Origin of the sequence: Enterococcus sp. DIV1368b (assembly GCF_050529595.1) — a bacterium.
GTDB lineage: Bacteria > Bacillota > Bacilli > Lactobacillales > Enterococcaceae > Enterococcus_B > Enterococcus_B mundtii.
The window spans coordinates 1,821,731-1,840,377 of the sequence record NZ_CP172883.1 but is presented as its reverse complement, the minus strand read 5'-3'; the positions used below and the strand labels follow the sequence as shown (position 1 = coordinate 1,840,377).

General features: G+C 40.2%; 14 protein-coding genes and 1 pseudogene. 14 read left to right on the top strand and 1 reads right to left on the bottom strand.

The annotated features are described in order from the left end of the window. The first annotated feature begins 91 nt into the window (after positions 1–91). The 14 genes and pseudogenes from rseP to IGJ19_RS08340 all read left to right on the top strand — a co-directional run bounded on the left by rseP (position 92) and on the right by IGJ19_RS08340 (position 17,610). A complete protein-coding gene (rseP, locus tag IGJ19_RS08405; RefSeq protein WP_260697594.1) occupies positions 92–1,360 on the top strand; it encodes an RIP metalloprotease RseP in 1,269 nt (422 codons plus the stop codon). Between the two features lie 58 nt (positions 1,361–1,418). Next, positions 1,419–3,128, top strand: a complete 1,710-nt coding sequence (locus IGJ19_RS08400) for a proline--tRNA ligase (protein ID WP_010735191.1) — start codon at positions 1,419–1,421, stop codon at positions 3,126–3,128. A gap of 521 nt (positions 3,129–3,649) precedes the next feature. Beyond that, positions 3,650–8,002: a PolC-type DNA polymerase III gene (locus IGJ19_RS08395; protein WP_065096790.1), complete on the top strand. Its 4,353-nt coding sequence runs from the start codon at positions 3,650–3,652 to the stop codon at positions 8,000–8,002. 205 nt (positions 8,003–8,207) lie between these two features. Beyond that, positions 8,208–8,681, top strand: a complete 474-nt coding sequence (gene rimP, locus IGJ19_RS08390; protein WP_010735193.1) for a ribosome maturation factor RimP — start codon at positions 8,208–8,210, stop codon at positions 8,679–8,681. A gap of 21 nt (positions 8,682–8,702) precedes the next feature. Beyond that, positions 8,703–9,890 (top strand): transcription termination factor NusA, encoded by a 1,188-nt coding sequence (gene nusA / locus IGJ19_RS08385; protein ID WP_019723218.1) that lies wholly within the window; start codon positions 8,703–8,705, stop codon positions 9,888–9,890. A gap of 23 nt (positions 9,891–9,913) precedes the next feature. After that, positions 9,914–10,207, top strand: a complete 294-nt coding sequence (gene rnpM, locus IGJ19_RS08380) for an RNase P modulator RnpM (RefSeq protein WP_010735195.1) — start codon at positions 9,914–9,916, stop codon at positions 10,205–10,207. Next, positions 10,204–10,515, top strand: a complete 312-nt coding sequence (locus IGJ19_RS08375; RefSeq protein WP_010735196.1) for a YlxQ-related RNA-binding protein — start codon at positions 10,204–10,206, stop codon at positions 10,513–10,515. Before rnpM ends, IGJ19_RS08375 begins: the two co-directional genes overlap by 4 nt. Before the next feature lie 12 nt (positions 10,516–10,527). Further along, a pseudogene (locus IGJ19_RS08370) lies at positions 10,528–10,620 on the top strand (translation initiation factor IF-2 N-terminal domain-containing protein); the annotation flags it as partial. Between the two features lie 9 nt (positions 10,621–10,629). Further along, positions 10,630–13,020: a translation initiation factor IF-2 gene (gene infB / locus IGJ19_RS08365; RefSeq protein WP_416379332.1), complete on the top strand. Its 2,391-nt coding sequence runs from the start codon at positions 10,630–10,632 to the stop codon at positions 13,018–13,020. 24 nt (positions 13,021–13,044) lie between these two features. Then, positions 13,045–13,392 carry a 30S ribosome-binding factor RbfA gene (rbfA, locus tag IGJ19_RS08360; protein ID WP_010735198.1) on the top strand — a complete coding sequence of 116 codons (348 nt, stop codon included), beginning with the start codon at positions 13,045–13,047 and terminating at the stop codon, positions 13,390–13,392. Positions 13,393–13,895: 503 nt separating this feature from the next. Beyond that, positions 13,896–14,819, top strand: a complete 924-nt coding sequence (gene truB / locus IGJ19_RS08355) for a tRNA pseudouridine(55) synthase TruB (RefSeq protein ID WP_430603661.1) — start codon at positions 13,896–13,898, stop codon at positions 14,817–14,819. Between the two features lie 7 nt (positions 14,820–14,826). Then, a complete protein-coding gene (gene ribF, locus IGJ19_RS08350; RefSeq protein ID WP_065097010.1) occupies positions 14,827–15,771 on the top strand; it encodes a riboflavin biosynthesis protein RibF in 945 nt (314 codons plus the stop codon). A 191-nt stretch (positions 15,772–15,962) separates the two neighbouring features. Beyond that, on the top strand, positions 15,963–16,748 hold the full coding sequence (locus tag IGJ19_RS08345) for a glucose-1-dehydrogenase (protein ID WP_430603659.1): 786 nt from the start codon (positions 15,963–15,965) through the stop codon (positions 16,746–16,748). A gap of 10 nt (positions 16,749–16,758) precedes the next feature. Then, positions 16,759–17,610, top strand: coding sequence for a GRP family sugar transporter (locus IGJ19_RS08340; protein WP_071866233.1), 852 nt, complete (start codon positions 16,759–16,761; stop codon positions 17,608–17,610). Between the two features lie 50 nt (positions 17,611–17,660). Here the strand turns inward: IGJ19_RS08340 and IGJ19_RS08335 are convergent, their stop codons facing one another. Then, on the bottom strand, positions 17,661–18,119 hold the full coding sequence (locus IGJ19_RS08335) for a helix-turn-helix domain-containing protein (protein ID WP_071866234.1): 459 nt from the start codon (positions 18,117–18,119) through the stop codon (positions 17,661–17,663). Positions 18,120–18,647: the final 528 nt, after the last annotated feature.

Sequence of the window (18,647 nt, the reverse complement as noted above, 5' to 3'; positions counted from 1 at the left end):
AGGTGCTTGGTGAAGTGTCGATAATATGGTAAAATTAAGTAGTTTTATTTTAACTGAATAAAAAATAATGATTAATGTAAAGGAGAATAGGATGAGAACAATTATCACGTTCATTATCGTTTTTGGCATCTTAGTGATCGTACATGAATTTGGCCACTTCTTCTTTGCGAAACGATCAGGAATCCTAGTTCGCGAGTTTGCGATTGGCATGGGACCTAAAATCTACGGTCATCAAGCAAAAGACGGCACGACTTATACATTGCGTTTGTTACCGATCGGTGGCTATGTGAGAATGGCTGGGAATGGGGACGACGAAACGGAAATGGCCCCAGGAATGCCGTTATCGCTCTTGATGGATTCAGATCATGTCGTAAAGAAAATCAATTTAAGCAAAAAGATCCAATTGACCAATGAGATCCCCATGGAATTGATCCGTTATGATCTTGATGAAGCACTCACGATCACAGGTTATGTGAATGGTGATGAAACGCAAGAAGTAACGTATGCAGTGGATCACGATGCTTCGATCATCGAGGCGGATGGGACTGAATTGAGGATCGCACCGAGAGATGTGCAGTTCCAATCAGCCAAATTATGGCAACGAATGTTAACGAACTTTGCGGGTCCAATGAATAATTTTATTCTAGCAATTCTATTATTCATCGTATTAGCGTTCATGCAAGGCGGGGTGACTGTCACAAATACCAACCAAATCGGTGTTGTTACGCCAGACGGAGCTGCGGCTGCAGCTGGACTGAAAGAAAATGATGAAATTCTTTCGGTAGAGGGAAAATCAATCCGAACATGGAATGATCTGACAGCGATCATTACTGAAAATCCAGATAAACCACTTGATTTTGAAGTTGAACGAAATGGACAGGTTTCTTCTGTTGAAGTGACACCGAAAGCAATTGAGTCGAATGGTGAAAAAATTGGTCAACTTGGGATACAAGCGCCAATGAAAACTGGCTTCTTCGATAAGATCATCGGTGGAACACAACGTGCATTTAGTAGCTCTTTGGAAATATTCAAAGCATTAGGTTCATTATTTACCGGCTTTAGCTTGGACAAATTAGGTGGACCGGTGATGATGTTCCAATTGTCTTCTGAGGCAGCGAATCAAGGGATCATGACAGTCATTGGTTTGATGGCGATCTTATCCATGAATTTAGGGATCGTCAATTTATTACCGATTCCAGCATTAGATGGTGGAAAACTAGTCTTGAATATTTTTGAAGGTGTCCGTGGTAAACCACTTAGTCAGGAAAAAGAAGGCGTTTTGACGCTCGTTGGTTTTGGCTTCCTGATGCTATTGATGGTATTAGTAACATGGAATGACATTCAACGATTCTTTTTCTAGAAAAAGTAGGGTATAATGACATGCGTTAGATTATTTGAGGAATAAAGGAGTTTATATAATGAGACAATCAAAAATGTTGATTCCAACATTAAGAGAAGTTCCAAATGATGCGGAAGTATTAAGTCATCAAATCTTACTACGTGCCGGTTACATTCGTCAGGTTTCGGCTGGAATCTATTCTTATTTACCACTTGCAAATCGTGTATTAGAAAAATTAAAAACGATCATGCGCGAAGAATTTGAAAAAATCGGCGCAGTAGAAATGTTGATGCCAGCGATTTTACCTGCTGAGTTATGGCAAGAATCTGGTCGTTATGAAACATACGGTCCCAACTTGTATCGCTTGAATGATCGCAACGATCGTCAGATGATCTTAGGACCAACACATGAAGAAACATTTACAGAATTGATCCGTGATGAAGTCAATTCATACAAAAAATTACCTTTGAATCTTTATCAGATCCAAGCAAAATACCGTGATGAAAAACGTCCTCGTTTTGGACTATTACGTGGACGCGAATTTATCATGAAAGATGCGTATTCTTTCCATGCTTCTCAAGAGAGTTTGGATGAAACATACAAAGATTACGAAAAAGCTTATACAGAGATCTTTAAGCGTTGTGGTCTAGAGTTCCGTGCAATCATCGGTGACGGTGGCGCGATGGGCGGAAAAGACTCAAAAGAATTTATGGCAATCTCAGAAATTGGTGAAGACACGATTTGTTATTCAACAGAAAGTGACTATGCAGCAAATTTAGAGATGGCGACGAGCTACTATGTGCCAAAAAAATCCCATGAAACACAATTGGAAATGGAAAAGAAAGAAACACCAGATGTGAAAACCATCGAAGAGGTTGCAGCTTTCTTTGACGTTCAACCACAAAAAATCATCAAATCTGTACTTTTCACAGCAGATGAGCAACCTGTTTTAGTTTTAGTTCGCGGCGATCATGAAGTCAATGATGTGAAATTGAAAAACTTCTTAGGTGCAGATTTCTTAGAAGAAGCAACAGAAGAAGAAGCGAAAAACTATTTAGGCGCTGATTTTGGATCAGTTGGACCAATCGGTGTAGCTGAAGAGGTCAAAGTCTATGCGGATCGTCATGTTCAAGATCTGGCAAACGCGATTGCGGGAGCGAATGAAACTGGCTACCATTATATCAATGTCAATCCAGAACGTGATTTCAATGTTCTAGCATATGAAGACTTACGCTTTGTCCAAGAAGGCGATCCTTCGCCAGATAATAATGGCGTATTAGCCTTCACTCGAGGAATCGAGATCGGTCATATCTTCAAACTAGGGACACGTTACAGTGAATCAATGGGTGCTACTGTTCTTGATGAAAATGGTCGTGAAAAACACGTGATCATGGGTTGTTATGGTATCGGTGTGAGCCGTCTACTTTCAGCAATCGTTGAACAAAATGCAGACGAAAACGGTATTCACTGGCCAAAAGGCATTGCACCATTTGATTTGCATGTCGTACAAATGAACTTAAAAGATGAGTTCCAAACGAACTTGACGAATGAAGTGGAAAAAGCAATGAACGAAGCCGGTTATCAAGTACTTGTTGATGATCGCAATGAGCGTGCAGGTGTTAAGTTTGCTGATTCTGATTTGATCGGATGTCCAATCCGTATCACCGTCGGTAAAAAAGCAGTAGATGGCATCGTCGAAGTGAAAATCAAAAAAACAGGTGAAATGGTCGAAGTTCGGAAAGAAGAACTTGTAAATACATTACCGATTTTATTGAATCAAGGCGAATAAATAAGAGTGGAAAAGTCGTATCAGTCTTTTAAAAGACGGAAGCGACTTTTTCATTTCCTTTGGTGATTGGGATAGAGGTTGTTCAAGAAGCAACACTTCAATAATAAGGCAAAAAATCAAAAATGAAAAAGCCATTTTCGATTTTTCTGTCTTATTACTCAGTGCTGACCGCTTCTTTCACAACCTGATAAACGGTGTTCGAAAAGCTAACCTTCAACATTAAGCTGGAAAATCAAAAAATATGAGAAGCTATTTTCTCAATTTCTGCCTTAATACTCGGAGCTAACCGGCTTTCTCACAACCTTGATAAACGGTGTTCAAGAAGCAACACTTCAATAATAAGCCAAAAAAATCAAAAATGAAAAAGCCATTTTCGATTTTCTTGTCTTATTACTCAGTGCTGACCGCTTCTTTCACAACCTTAATGAAAATTTCCCTAAAAAGGGTTATACTAGATAGTATTGAAAAGTAAGGGTCGGAAATGGAATGATTTCTGGTCTTGACAGAAAGGGCGTATATTTTTGTCAGAAAAACGAGAGTTATTTGAAAAATTATTGGAGCAGATCCAATTAGAAGAAACAGAAAAAGCGCATCCGCTTATTTCTGCTGGTGAAATGGAACAGGTGGTGGTCCATCGTAAATCTCGTTTGTGGGAGTTTACGTTACGTTTTCCAGCTATTTTGCCTGTGATGCTTTATCGCTCGTTGGTGCAACATGTCATACTTGCATTCAAAGAAATTGCTGAGGTGAAAATCACAGTTCAAGCAGCGGATCAAACATTCGATGAACAACTCTTACAGGATTATTGGTCGCAAGCACTGGAAAGTCAGCAATGCGATACGCCTTTAGTACAAAAGGTATTAAAGACGCAAGTGCCAACGATCAAAGATCATAAGGTGATTTTGCCTGTTGATGGTGAGGGAGCGATCGGCTATCTTAAACAACAATATCTGCCATTAGTAGAACAGTTATTTGTTAGTTACGGCTTTCCTAAGTTTCGGATCGAACCAGAAGTTGATGAGCAACAAGCAGAAAGAGTCCTAAAGCTTTTTGAAGAAAGACGACAAGAACAGGCTGAGGCGTTTATGAAACAAGCGGCTGAAAGCTTGATTGTTCATGAACAAAAGAAAAAAGAGCGCAAAGAGCAATTACCAGCGCTTGACGGGCCGATCCAACTAGGTAGAAATATCCCGAATGATGAGCCTATCACACCGATGATCAATATCTTGGAAGAGGAACGCCGGGTAACGATCGAAGGTTACGTGTTCGACAAAGAAGTACGCGAGCTTCGTTCAAAACGTAAGATTTTGACATTGAAGATCACAGATTACACTTCTTCATTTATCGTCAAAAAGTTTTCAAATAATGAAAAAGATGAACAAATCTTTGAAGCAATCAGTACGGGTAGTTGGCTGAAAGTTCGTGGGAGTGTCCAAGAAGACACGTTTGTTCGTGACCTAGTGATGAATGCTCAAGACATCTTAGAAGTTAAACATGCACCACGTAAAGATTATTCTCCTGAAGGGGAAAAGCGTGTCGAATTACATCTTCATAGTAATATGAGTACCATGGATGCGACGAACAATATTGCAGATCTTGTGGCACAAGCAGGTAAGTGGGGACATAAAGCAATTGCAATCACTGACCATGGCGGTGCACAAGCATTTCCAGAGGCACATAGTGCAGGGAAAAAAGCTGGTGTGAAGATCTTGTATGGTGTCGAAGCGAATGTGGTCGATGATGGAGTGCCGATTGCGTATAATGACGCCCATGATTCATTGAGTGAATCCACTTATGTCGTGTTTGACGTGGAGACAACAGGTTTGTCTGCTGTTTATGATACGATCATCGAGTTAGCTGCTGTTAAGATGTATAAAGGAAATGTCATTGAAAGTTTTGATGAATTTATCGATCCTGGACATCCCTTATCACGAACAACCATTGATTTGACAGGGATCACAGATGAAATGGTCCGCGGTTCAAAATCTGAGGAAGAAGTTTTACGCTTATTCTTAGAATTCTCAAAAGATGCGATCCTAGTTGCCCATAATGCGGCATTCGATATGGGATTTTTGAATACAAGTTATGCCAAATACAATATCCCTGAAGCCGCCAATCCAGTTATAGATACCTTAGAATTAGCTCGTTATTTATATCCACAATTCAAACGGTTTGGTTTAGGTGTACTATCAAAAAAATTCGGTGTTAGCTTGGAACAACATCACCGCGCGATTTATGACGCGGAAGCAACCGGGCATCTGGCTTGGATATTTATCAAAGAAGCGATGGAAAATCACGAAATGTATTACCACGATCAGTTGAATGCCCATGTAGGTGAGGGTGATTCTTACAAACGGGCGCGACCTTTCCATGTCACATTACTGGCGAAAAACCAAGCTGGATTAAAAGACCTGTTCAAATTGATCTCGATGTCAAACGTCGATTATTTTGAACGTGTGCCACGAATCCCCCGATCACAACTGAAAAAATTCCGACAAGATCTGTTAGTTGGCTCTGCCTGTGACAAAGGTGAGATTTTTGAAGCTATGATGCAAAAAGGGGTAGAAGAAGCACGTAATCGGGCGAAATTTTATGACTATATCGAAGTTATGCCTAAAGCTGTCTATGCACCACTCCTGGAGCAAGAGCTTGTCAAAAATGAACATGATTTAGAAGAAATCATTCGTAACTTAGTAGAAATCGGCAAATCATTAGATAAGATCGTTGTAGCGACAGGAAATGTCCACTATCTGAATGAAGAAGATGCGATCTATCGTAAAATCTTGGTCAATTCGATGGGAGGAGCCAATCCATTGAATCGTCACAGTCTGCCTGAAGTGCATTTCAGAACAACGGATGAGATGCTGACTGCTTTCACCTTCTTAGGGACAGATTTAGCAAAAGAAATCGTAGTTGAAAATACCAATAAGATTGCAGATATCTGTGAAGAAGTCGTGCCAGTTAAAGATGAATTATATACGCCTAAAATCCCTGGTTCGGAAGATGAAATCACAGATCTAAGTTATACGAAGGCAAAACAAATGTATGGTGATCCATTACCGGATATCGTAGAAAAGCGTCTGAAAAAAGAACTGGATTCGATCAATGGTAATGGCTTCTCAGTGATTTATTTGATTTCACAAAAGTTAGTGCATAAAAGTAATGAAGATGGCTATTTAGTTGGTTCTCGTGGCTCGGTTGGTTCTAGTTTCGTCGCAACCATGACCGGGATCACAGAGGTCAATCCATTGGCACCCCATTACTATTGCCCAGATTGTCAGTATTCGGAATTTTATGAAGATGGAACTTACGGTTCAGGATTTGATATGCCTGAGAAAAAATGTCCAAAATGCGGCACTCGTTTAAATAAAGATGGGCATGATATTCCGTTTGAAACATTCTTAGGTTTCCATGGCGATAAAGTACCCGATATCGATTTGAACTTCTCAGGGGATTATCAAGCAGAAGCCCATCATTATACGAAAGTATTGTTTGGTGAAGAATATGTCTATCGTGCGGGAACGATCGGTACTGTTGCGGATAAGACGGCGTATGGATTCGTTAAAGGGTTTGAACGTGATCACAATTTGCATTACCGAAGTGCCGAAGTGGACCGCTTAGCCAAAGGTGCTACTGGGGTCAAACGAACGACTGGACAGCATCCAGGGGGGATCATTGTTATCCCCGATTATATGGATGTATATGACTTCACGCCGATCCAATATCCGGCAGACGATCAGAATTCAGAATGGAAAACGACCCACTTTGATTTCCACTCGATCCATGACAATGTCTTGAAACTTGATATCCTGGGACACGATGATCCAACGGTGATCCGGATGTTGCAAGATTTATCTGGGATTGATCCACAAACGATCCCAACCGATGATCCGGAAGTGATGCGGATCTTTTCTGGACCCGAAGTCTTGGGTGTCACACAAGAACAGATTTATTCTAAAACAGGTACATTAGGGATACCGGAATTTGGGACACGTTTCGTTCGTGGGATGCTAGAGGAAACACACCCAACGACTTTTGCGGAATTATTGCAGATCTCTGGTCTTTCTCATGGTACGGATGTTTGGTTAGGGAACGCAGAGGAATTGATCAAACGTGGGGATGCGACGCTGGCTGAAGTAATCGGCTGTCGTGATGATATCATGGTTTATTTGATCCATGCTGGCTTAGATAGTGGGATGGCGTTCAAAATCATGGAGACGGTGCGTAAAGGATTATGGAATAAGATCCCTGACGAATTACGTGAAACGTATTTGACCGCAATGAAAGAAAATAACGTTCCTGACTGGTACATCGATTCTTGTTCGAAAATCAAATACATGTTCCCAAAAGCCCATGCGGCTGCTTATGTCTTGATGGCGCTACGGGTTGCTTATTTCAAAGTTTATTTTCCGATATTGTATTACTGTGCCTATTTTTCTGTTCGTGCAGATGACTTTAATCTTGTCGCTATGTGCAAAGGAAAAGAAGCAGTGAAAGAAGCGATGAAGGAAATCACGGATAAAGGCTTAGATGCTTCTGTAAAAGAAAAGAATCAGTTGACAGTTTTAGAGTTAGCCAATGAGATGCTAGAACGTGGCTTGAAATTCGGAATGATCGATTTATACAAATCCGATGCAGTAAACTTTGTGATCGAAGGAGACACGCTGATTGCGCCATTCCGCGCGGTACCAAGTTTAGGGGCCAACGTAGCGAAACAAATCGTCGAAGCGAGAAAAGATGGTCCTTTCTTATCCAAAGAAGACTTGGCAACTCGTGGGAAAGTCTCGAAGACATTGATCGAGTATATGACAGAAAATGGTGTCTTGAAAGATTTACCTGATGAAAATCAATTATCGTTATTTGATATGTTATAAAAGTCAACGTGAGAAATGAAAATGAATCAAAATGAAAGCAAAGATTAGTAAAGCTGGTTGCCAGTTGGTTCTAATGATATGGCTTGTCATTTAGAGTGATTTATGTTATAGTTATTTAAGGTAATGATACTAACTGTGAGTGAGCGGAATTTTCGCTCACTCTTTTTAATGGAATTACGGATCTAATTTTAAGGAGGCGAAATCTTTGAGTAGCGTCGTTGAAACAGTCACAGAAATGGTGACACCGATCTTAGATGAACAAAAGTTTGAGCTAGTAGAAGTAGAATTTGTCAAAGAAGGAAAAAGCTGGTTTTTACGGGTGTTTATAGATAAAGAAGGCGGAATCGACATTGAAGAATGCGCATTTGTCAGTGAAAAATTAAGTGAGAAACTTGATACGACAGAGCCAGACCCGATACCACAAGCATATTTCCTAGAGGTATCATCTCCAGGCGCAGAACGCCCTTTGAAAAAAGAGGCAGATTATGAAAAAGCACGAGGAGAGTATATCCATGTGTCTTTATATCAACCAGTTGACGGAGAAAAACAATACGAAGGTTTTCTCCAATCATTTGATGCTGAACAGCTTACATTGAAGATACGCATAAAGACACGGGAAAAAGAAATTGTTTTTGACCGTAAGAATATTGCCAAAGCTCGCTTAGCAATCCAATTTTAATCACGGAGAGGAAACAGAAGAATGAGTAAAGAAATGTTGAACGCGTTAGATGCTTTAGAGGCTGAAAAAGGAATCTCAAAAGAAATCGTGATCGACGCTTTAGAAGCTGCGTTAGTTTCTGCATACAAACGCCATTATGGGCAAGCACAAAACGTAGAAGTAGAATTTGAACAAAAAAAAGGCAAGATCCATGTCTATGCAGTGAAAGAAGTCACCGAAGAAGTGATGGACTCACAATTAGAAGTATCTTTGAAAGACGCCTTGTTGATCAATCCTGCTTACGAGATCGGTGACAAGATCCGTTTTGAAGTCACACCAAAAGATTTCGGTCGTATCGCTGCCCAAACAGCTAAGCAAGTCATCTTGCAACGTGTACGTGAAGCAGAACGCACAATCATCTATAACGAATTCAGTGCGTATGAAAAAGACATTATGCAAGGGATCGTTGAACGTCAAGACAAACGTTATATCTATGTCAATTTAGGTAAAATCGAAGCAGTCCTATCAAAACAAGACCAAATGCCAAATGAATTTTATCAACCACATGATCGTATCAAAGTATATGTATCACGTGTTGAGAATACATCAAAAGGCCCTCAAGTCTTTGTTAGCCGTAGTCATCCTGATCTTTTGCGTCGCTTGTTCGAACAAGAAGTACCAGAAGTTTATGATGGACTTGTTGAAATCGTCAGCGTTGCTAGAGAAGCAGGCGATCGTTCAAAAGTGGCTGTTCGCTCAACTGATCCGAATATCGATGCTGTCGGCACATGTGTCGGTCCTAAAGGCCAACGTGTCCAAGCAATCGTGAATGAATTGAAGGGCGAAAACATGGATATCGTCGAGTGGGATGAAGATCCTGCGGTGTTCATTGCGAACGCATTGAATCCTTCACAAGTCGTGGATGTCATTTTTGACGAACAAAATCCAAAAGCTTGTACGGTCGTTGTGCCGGATTATCAATTGTCATTGGCAATCGGTAAACGCGGACAAAATGCGCGTCTAGCAGCCAAATTGACGAACCACAAAATCGACATCAAATCAGAGTCAGACATGACTGAATTCTATGAGAAAAAAGCTCAGGCAGAAGCAGCGATCTCTGAAGAATTACACGATGAAGCAATCATCCAATCAGATTTGACAGATGATGAATATCAAACAATCGCATTTGAAGACGAAACAACCGAAGTAACTGAACAAGAAGAAATTTAACTGCTAGTGAAGGAGGCAAAGAGATGAAACAAAGGAAGATCCCTTTACGCAAATCTGTGGTTTCAGGTGAAATGAAACCAAAAAAAGAGATGATTCGTGTCACACGTTCAAAAGAAGGTGTGGTATCGATCGATCCTACTGGAAAAATGCCTGGACGAGGAGCGTATGTCTCACTTGAGCCGGAGGAAGTACAACAAGCTTGGGATAAACATCTCTTGGATCGTGTACTTGAAGCTAAGCTAACAGATGAATTTTATCAAGAACTATTAGATTACGTCACTCACCAAAAAGCCCGAAAAGAGCTATTTGGCGAATGAATGGAATGAATCGGCAAAAAGCCATGAATCTTATTGGTCTAGCGATGCGTGCAGGGAAAATGATCACAGGTGAAGAATTGACGATCGGAGACATCCGTCGCCAAAAAGCCAAGATCGTTTTCGTCGCAAGTGATGCCAGTGAGAATACCAGAAAAAAAATCAAAGATAAGAGTTCGTACTACGAAGTTCCTTGCTTTGAGCTGTTTTCTGAGGAAGAAATCACGCAGATGATCGGTAAACCTCGGAAAGTGATAGGAATCACGGACACCGGCTTTGCAAAAAAGGTCAAGGAGCTAATTGAAGGTTAGGAAGGTGATTGCATGGGCAATAAACGAATTTATGAACTAGCGAAAGAATGGAACAAGTCTAGTAAAGAGGTCGTTGATAAAGCGCAGAAACTTGGAATCGATGTGAAAAATCACATGGGTGCGGTCAGCACACAAGATGAAAAGAAACTGCAACAAGCGTTCAACCAACCACAGCAGAAAAAGCAACCAGTACAAAAAGCAAACCAAAAACCAGCCGGACAACAGCCAAGTAACCAAAAGAAAACAAACGAACCATCGAACCAACAAAAAAATAAAAGTAACCGCAACTATCAAGATCGCGGTCAAGGGAGCGGTCAAGTGAATCAAGGAAAAAACCAATCAACAAATCAGAATAAGAGTAATCAGACAGGTGGAAACAATCAAAACCGTCAAGGAACTACTCAAAACAATAATCAAAATCGCCAAGGTAACAACCAAGGCAGCAACCAAAACCGTCAGGGAACTACCCAAGGTAACAACCAAGGAAGCAACCAAAACCGTCAGGGAACTACCCAAGGAAACAGCCAAGGTAGCAACCAAAACCGTCAGGGAACTGCCCAAGGAAACACTCAGGGCAGTAACCAAAACCGTCAAGGAGCAAACCAAGGCGGCCAAAATAGAAACAATAATAACAATCGCGGCAAATTCAACAATAACAACCGCAATCGTTTCAACAAAAAAGGGAAAAAAGGCAAACAACAAACGTCAAACAAGCCAGCAGTCCCACCACGTAAATTCCGTGAGTTACCTGAAGTATTAGAGTATACAGAAGGTATGAATGTTGCAGATATCGCGAAAAAAATCCACCGCGAACCAGCAGAGATCATTAAAAAATTATTTATGCTAGGCGTGATGGTCAATCAAAACCAAGCATTAGATAAAGATACGATCGAATTGTTAGCAACAGACTACGGTATGGAACCACAAGAAAAAATCCAAGTAGATATCGCGGATATCGACAAATTCTTTGAAGCGGATGAAGTGAATCCAGAAAAATTAGTTTCACGTCCGCCAGTTGTAACGATCATGGGTCACGTTGACCATGGGAAAACAACTTTACTAGATACTTTACGTCATTCACGTGTAACAAGCGGAGAAGCCGGTGGTATCACACAGCATATCGGTGCGTATCAAATCGATATTGATGGCAAACCAATCACATTCTTGGATACACCAGGACATGCGGCCTTTACAAGTATGCGTGCGCGTGGTGCAAGTATCACTGATATCACGATTTTAGTTGTTGCCGCCGATGATGGCGTAATGCCACAGACTGTAGAAGCGATCAACCATGCGAAAGCAGCTGGTGTACCAATCATCGTTGCAGTCAACAAAATCGATAAACCAGGTGCAAACCCACAACATGTGATGCAAGAATTAAGTGAATATGAATTGATTCCTGAAGCATGGGGTGGCGAAACGATTTTTGTAGAAATCTCAGCAAAATTCGGCCAAAACATCGAAGAACTATTAGAAATGATTCTTTTAGTCGCTGAAGTGGAAGACTTGAAAGCTGATCCAACACAACGTGCGATCGGTACAGTGATTGAAGCACGATTAGACAAAGGAAAAGGTCCTGTGACAACATTACTTGTTCAACAAGGTTCATTGAATGTTGGAGACCCAATCGTTGTCGGAAACACATACGGTCGTGTCCGTGTAATGGTCAACGACTTAGGACGCCGTGAAAAAACAGCTGGACCAGCAACACCAGTTGAAATCACAGGATTGAATGATGTACCTCAAGCAGGCGATCGTTTTGTTGTCTTTGAAGACGAGAAGACAGCTCGTGCGGCGGGTGAAGAACGTGGCAAACGTGCGATGTTAGAACAACGTGCAGCAACTAGTCGTGTGACATTAGACAACTTGTTTGAAAGCTTAAAAGAAGGCGAATTAAAAGAAGTCAATGTCATCATCAAGGCTGACGTACAAGGTTCAGCAGAAGCACTAGCTGCTTCATTGAAGAAGATCGACGTTGAAGGCGTACGTGTCAAGATCGTCCATTCAGCTGTTGGAGCAATCAATGAAAGTGATGTGACGCTTGCTGCGGCAAGTAATGCGATCATCATTGGTTTCAATGTTCGTCCGACACCACAAGCGAAAATCCAAGCAGATACAGAAGAAGTGGATATCCGTCTTCACCGTATCATCTACAAAGCCATCGAAGAAATCGAAACTGCGATGAAAGGGATGTTAGATCCTGAGTTTGAAGAGAAAATCACTGGTCAAATGACTGTCCGTGAAACCTTCAAAGTATCAAAAGTTGGAACGATCGCTGGTGCCTTTGTCACTGATGGTTACATTCGTCGTGATAGCGGTGTGCGTGTCATTCGTGATGGCATCGTCATTTTCGAAGGACAATTAGCAAGCTTGAAACGCTTCAAAGACGATGTCAAAGAAGTGAAAATGGGCTTTGAATGTGGAGCAATGGTTGAGAAATTCAATGATCTTAAAGTAGACGATGTTATCGAAGGCTTTATCATGGAAGAAATCAAAGTCGACTAATTTAAAAAAAGGAGGCCGCTCATTATGGCTAACTATCGTGACCGCAGAGTCGGTCAAGAAATTTTAAAAGAAGTGAATGATATCTTACGCAAAAAGGTACGTGATCCACGTGTGGAAAATGTAACGATCACAGATGTGCATGTCACGGGTGATCTGCAACAAGCAACGATTTATTATAGCCTTTTATCAGACTTAGCTTCAGATAAGAAAAAAGCGCAAGAAGGGTTGAATAAAGCAAGTGGACTGATTCGTCGTGAATTAGGACATAACATGAGTATTTATAAAACACCTGAATTGACGTTTGAGCTAGACGAATCAGTTGTATATGGTAATCATATCGATGAATTATTGCGTAATTTAAACAAAGACTAATGTTCTAGCGAGTTAACTCGTTCGTATCAATGGTCGAACAGGGAGGATACAATAACTGTATCCTCCCTGTTTTTTTTGTCTATTTTCATTCGACACTAGAGAGCCAAACGAAATACAACGAAAGAATCCAAAAATAGAAGAAGCCATTTCCGAATTTTTTCGTTGTATTCGTAGCAGATGATCATCGCTGAATTGTCCGCTTTTGGGGAAAACATGTTTCATCATAAAAGCAAAATATAAGAATTGACTGATCAAAGAATCATCCGATCATCTACCAGATAACCATCCGTATAACCAATCAAAAGGTGCAAAGAAAAGATTTTCCATAGGTGCTCCCTCCTTTACAAAAAGAATACCATCTTTCTATTTACAACAGTGTGAACTTTTGTTACGTTTATGTTTCTAAAACAAAATAATCGTACATTTAAGGATCAATCCCGTCAGTTTTTGATCCGATGTGTTATAATAATTCAGTTAATACTTAAAAGAATGGAGAACAAAAGATGGAAGGCTTATTACCTTTATGGAAAGAACGCGGCATGACTAGCCACGATTGTGTATTCAAATTACGAAAAATTTTACATACAAAGAAAATCGGACATGGTGGGACATTAGATCCTGATGTAGATGGTGTTCTTCCAATTTGTATTGGTAAAGCCACTAAAGTCATTGAATATCTGACGGATTCGGGGAAGACCTACAAAGGAGAAATCACCCTTGGCTACAGTACGACGACTGAAGACAAATCAGGAGAAATCGTCGAACAACGGGCTGTAACCGAAGTGTTGACAGAGGACCAAATAGATGAAGCAATGGCTGCTTTTGTCGGTGAGATCACACAGATTCCTCCGATGTACTCGGCTGTGAAAGTCAATGGTCGACGTTTATATGAATATGCTCGAAATAATGAAACAGTGGAACGACCTGTTCGCAAGGCGCAGATCTATCGTTTTGAACGAACGAGTGAAATCCACTGGTCAAAAGAAGCAGGGACCGTTTCGTGGCGGTTTGAAGTCGAATGTGGGAAAGGTACCTATGTCCGGACATTGGCTGTAGATACGGGGAGTAAGTTGGGCTATCCTGCACATATGTCAGATTTGACGAGAACAGCGAGTGCCGGCATGAATGAATCCCAAGCAATTACTTTAGCTGAAGTAGCATCATATATGGAGAATGGTACGATCGAAGAGTATTTATTACCCATTGAAACGGGTGTAGCAAAGTTCAAACAGGTCGATATCGACGAAACAGTTTGGCAGAAAGTCAAGAATGGTATGCGTTTAGATTACCAAGTATTTGGTTTATCAGAGATGCCATCAGAAGAAATTGCTCTTTTTTATCAAGGAAAAGTAGTGAGTATCTACCAACCAAATCCAAAAGAAAAAAATAAGTTAAAACCAAGTAAAGTTTTAAGAAATGAGGTTTAATGTAAAAATGGAAATCATCAAAATCAGACACCCTTATCAAGTTTCTCAAATTCCGAAAGAAGACGTCGTATTGATCTTAGGTTTCTTTGACGGAGTTCATTTAGGACATCAGAAAGTGATTGAAACGGGGCGAGAAATTGCTCAAAGAGAGGGTCTGAAATTGGCATTGATGACATTTAATCAACATCCGTCAATCGTCTTTAAAAAAATCAATCCAAGTAACGTCAAATACTTGACTACGTTAGAACAAAAAGAAGAAAAAATGGCAGAACTTGGTATCGATTATCTTTACGAAATTGAATTTACTTCTGCATTTGCCCACTTAGCCCCTCAAGATTTCGTTGATCAATATATTGTAGGACTAAATGCTAAGTATGCCGTTTCTGGCTTTGACTATACGTATGGTCCAAAAGAAATTGCGGATGTCCCTCATCTCCCTGGTTATGCAAAAGGTCGTTTTGAAGTAGTCACTGTACCAAAAGAGCAACAAGAAGGGGAAAAAATCAGTTCTTCACGGATTCGTCAAGACTTGGATGCTGGGGATGTCGCGAGTGTGGCCCATTTGCTAGGATATATTTATGAAATCGACGGTGTGGTCATCCACGGGGACGCACGTGGTCGCTTATTAGGATTCCCGACAGCCAATGTCAAAGTTAAAAGCACCGTTCATTTACCAAAAGTGGGTGTCTATGTTTGTGAAATCAAAATCGGTGAGACGTGGTACCCAGCGATGGGATCAATCGGGCATAATGATACATTTGGCGATGGACGTGAATTGACAGTCGAACTGTATATTCTAGATTTTGATCAAGATATCTATGGTGAACATGTCTACATTCGTTGGCACGAGTTTATCCGAGATCAAGTGAAGTTTGATGGAGCAGAAGCTCTAATTGAGCAATTAAAAGCAGACGAACAAGTAACTGCTGATTTTTTTGAACATGTTGAATAAGCAAATGTAGTATTCGAGAATAAGGAAGAAGCCCAATCAGGATAACTGAAGGGCTTTCTTTTTTTGGAAAGAATTTTTTAGTGCGTATGATTTGCTTTCACCTACACTGCGTAGTGTACACTGTCTTTATAGCTAATAACGAATGTTTTAAAATATCTGTTATTAATGTGATAAAAGAAAGGGTGTCTCCTATGTATAAAGAATTAGAACAGAAAGTAGCTGTAGTGACTGGTGGGTCCAAAGGGATCGGTACAGCCATTTCTCAGCGTTTTGGAGAAGAGAAGATGAAAGTAGTCGTAAATTACCATTCGGATGCTGATGGAGCCGAAGAAGCAGTTAAAGCGATTGAAGAAGCTGGGGGCCAAGCAATAGCTGTCAAAGCGGATGTGGGGACAGAAGAAGGCGTGCAGACTTTGATTGATCAAGCGATAAAAGCCTATGGTCAGTTGGATGTTTGGGTCAACAATGCTGGCACTGAGAACCAAAAACCTACACACGAATTAAGCTTGGAAGAATGGGAAACTGTGATGCAAGTCAACCTTACTGGCGTGTTCTTAGGAACAAAAGCCGCGATCAATTATTTCAAAAAACACAAAGTAAAAGGAAGTATTATCAATCTTTCCTCTGTCCATGAACAAATCCCATGGCCGACTTTCTCACATTATGCCGCTTCAAAAGGTGGGGTAAAACTATTCACTCAAAGTGTTGCGATGGAGTATGCGCCTGAAGGAATACGTATCAATAGTATCGGACCAGGAGCGATCAAAACACCGATCAATGCCGAAAAGTTTGATGATCCAGAACAAAAAGCGACAACAGAAAGTATGATCCCGATGGAACGGATCGGAAAACCAAGTGAAGTTGCCGCTGCAGCTGCTTGGTTGGCTTCAGATGAATCAAGCTACGTTACAGGTATTACGTTGTTTGTAGACGGTGGTATGACGCTTTATCCTTCATTTCAAGGTGGGAAAGGATAGGTATTGATTGATGGGAATCTTAATTGCATTAATACCAGCGATTGGCTGGGGGATTCAACCACTGGTTTTGAAAAAAATCGGTGGGCGTCCCACTAATGAAATATTAGGTACGGGTATTGGCGCATTACTCGTTGGTCTAGTTGTTCAATTGTTCATGTCACCCGGTGGTATTTCGATTACTACATTTTTGATCAGTCTTTTATCGGGGGCGTTTTGGGTCATTGGCCAAATCGGACAATACACCACGTTCAATTTGATCGGCGTATCAAAAACAATGCCTATTTCCACTGCGATGCAGCTTGTTGGAACGTCACTAATCGGTGTTTTTGCTTTTGGCGAATGGGCAGGAACAACAGGAAAAGTGATTGGTGGAGTAGCGATCGTCTTGCTAGTGATTGGTTCTGCACTAACAGCAGTAACTGATGGGGGAAGTAAACAAGGTGGGATAACTAAAGGAATTTCGATTCTTGCTTCTACGAGTATTGGTTATTGGGTGTACAGTGCATTACCTAAATTAGTCAATGCAGACGGTGTAGCTATCTTCTTTCCACAAATGTTAGGTGTTTTCTTAGCAGCAGCTATTTACGTCGTCTTGAAGCAACCAAAAGCGTACGGAGATGGAAAAAGTTGGAAAGCAACGATCGTCGGAGTCATTTTTAGTTTAGCAGCATTTGCTTATATATTTTCAGCTAATGCCAATGGAGTAGCTACTGCCTATATCATCACGCAACTGAACGTAGTGATCTCAACTTTAGGTGGTATGGTTATTTTGCACGAAAAGAAGAGCAAAAAAGAATTAAGATACACGTTGATCGGGTTAGCCTTGATTGTCGGGGGTAGTATGATCACTGTGCTGATTTAAAAAAATAAAGCAATGTAAGACATCAACTAACAAAAATGTCTTACACTGCTTTATTTTGGTGCGGTCAATGAGATATCCGTTCGTTTTAAAACAGCTTCATTGAACCAAGTACCAAAACTTTGAACATAGTTAAAATTCCCGCTAATAATAAATTCCGCGTAGGTGTCATCTAAGACATTATAAAAAAAGTAACGATCTTCTTTATTTGAATAAACATCTTGATGATACTTGATCATACAATCTCTAAATTGGTGCAATGACTCCAACGTTTCGTACTGAAGGTAGAATTTTAGGACTACTGCACTATTTATTGGTTGGTCAGTTCCTACGAAACTTGGTTTATTTTTAAGGGAGAACTGTAGAAACTCTGACAGATTTTCTTCTGAAAATTTCCATTTTCCTCCAACCTTTATCCCCTGTAGTTTTCCCTCGCGTAGATAATTTCGTACAGAACGAGTGGTTACTCCTAGAATCTCTGCAAGTTCATTGACTGAATAATAATTCTTCATCAGTTTTCCTTCCTCCGTTTTCTTGAATGATAGAAACAAATAACTAGTACCATTTACGAGTTAGATAAATGATTCTTGCTATTATGATTTGCCTATCAATTATATAAATATAGCGTGAAATAATAAATAAATAGAGAAAAAATAAGGATATCTTTCAAATTATTATACTCAATATAAAGCATTAAAACCATAATTTTTGAAGATTATTGTTATGTTTTTAAACTTTTGCAAAAAAATCGATAAGGTAAATATCAAGTCTGTAAACAATCCGCCTAAACCTTTTCTAAAACATTTCCTAAAATTTGTGAGTGTTTCAATAATAGGGTAGCTAGTTACTCCTTAATTCAGTGTCTAAAATCCTGCAATCCATGAAAATAGTATGAATAAGCTGTTTAATAAAAAAACTTATTCCTAACTTTTCCTAATAAAAATATTGACTTTTACATTAATCGCGTTATACTAATGTTAGGAAAAAAAGTGAAATTTTTTCCTAGATGCTAGAGAGGAGGACAGTGATAGTTAGCTCAA

What these genes read in the sequence shown, in the direction of transcription:
- rnpM (WP_010735195.1), top strand. Translation starts at nt 9,914, where the DNA reads ATGAAACAAAGGAAGATCCCTTTACGCAAATCTGTGGTTTCAGGTGAA.
- rseP (WP_260697594.1), top strand. Translation starts at nt 92, where the DNA reads ATGAGAACAATTATCACGTTCATTATCGTTTTTGGCATCTTAGTGATC.
- IGJ19_RS08335 (WP_071866234.1), bottom strand. Translation starts at nt 18,119, where the DNA reads ATGAAGAATTATTATTCAGTCAATGAACTTGCAGAGATTCTAGGAGTA.
- IGJ19_RS08340 (WP_071866233.1), top strand. Translation starts at nt 16,759, where the DNA reads ATGGGAATCTTAATTGCATTAATACCAGCGATTGGCTGGGGGATTCAA.
- ribF (WP_065097010.1), top strand. Translation starts at nt 14,827, where the DNA reads ATGGAAATCATCAAAATCAGACACCCTTATCAAGTTTCTCAAATTCCG.
- IGJ19_RS08400 (WP_010735191.1), top strand. Translation starts at nt 1,419, where the DNA reads ATGAGACAATCAAAAATGTTGATTCCAACATTAAGAGAAGTTCCAAAT.
- IGJ19_RS08375 (WP_010735196.1), top strand. Translation starts at nt 10,204, where the DNA reads ATGAATGGAATGAATCGGCAAAAAGCCATGAATCTTATTGGTCTAGCG.
- truB (WP_430603661.1), top strand. Translation starts at nt 13,896, where the DNA reads ATGGAAGGCTTATTACCTTTATGGAAAGAACGCGGCATGACTAGCCAC.
- infB (WP_416379332.1), top strand. Translation starts at nt 10,630, where the DNA reads ATGGGTGCGGTCAGCACACAAGATGAAAAGAAACTGCAACAAGCGTTC.
- nusA (WP_019723218.1), top strand. Translation starts at nt 8,703, where the DNA reads ATGAGTAAAGAAATGTTGAACGCGTTAGATGCTTTAGAGGCTGAAAAA.
- rbfA (WP_010735198.1), top strand. Translation starts at nt 13,045, where the DNA reads ATGGCTAACTATCGTGACCGCAGAGTCGGTCAAGAAATTTTAAAAGAA.
- IGJ19_RS08345 (WP_430603659.1), top strand. Translation starts at nt 15,963, where the DNA reads ATGTATAAAGAATTAGAACAGAAAGTAGCTGTAGTGACTGGTGGGTCC.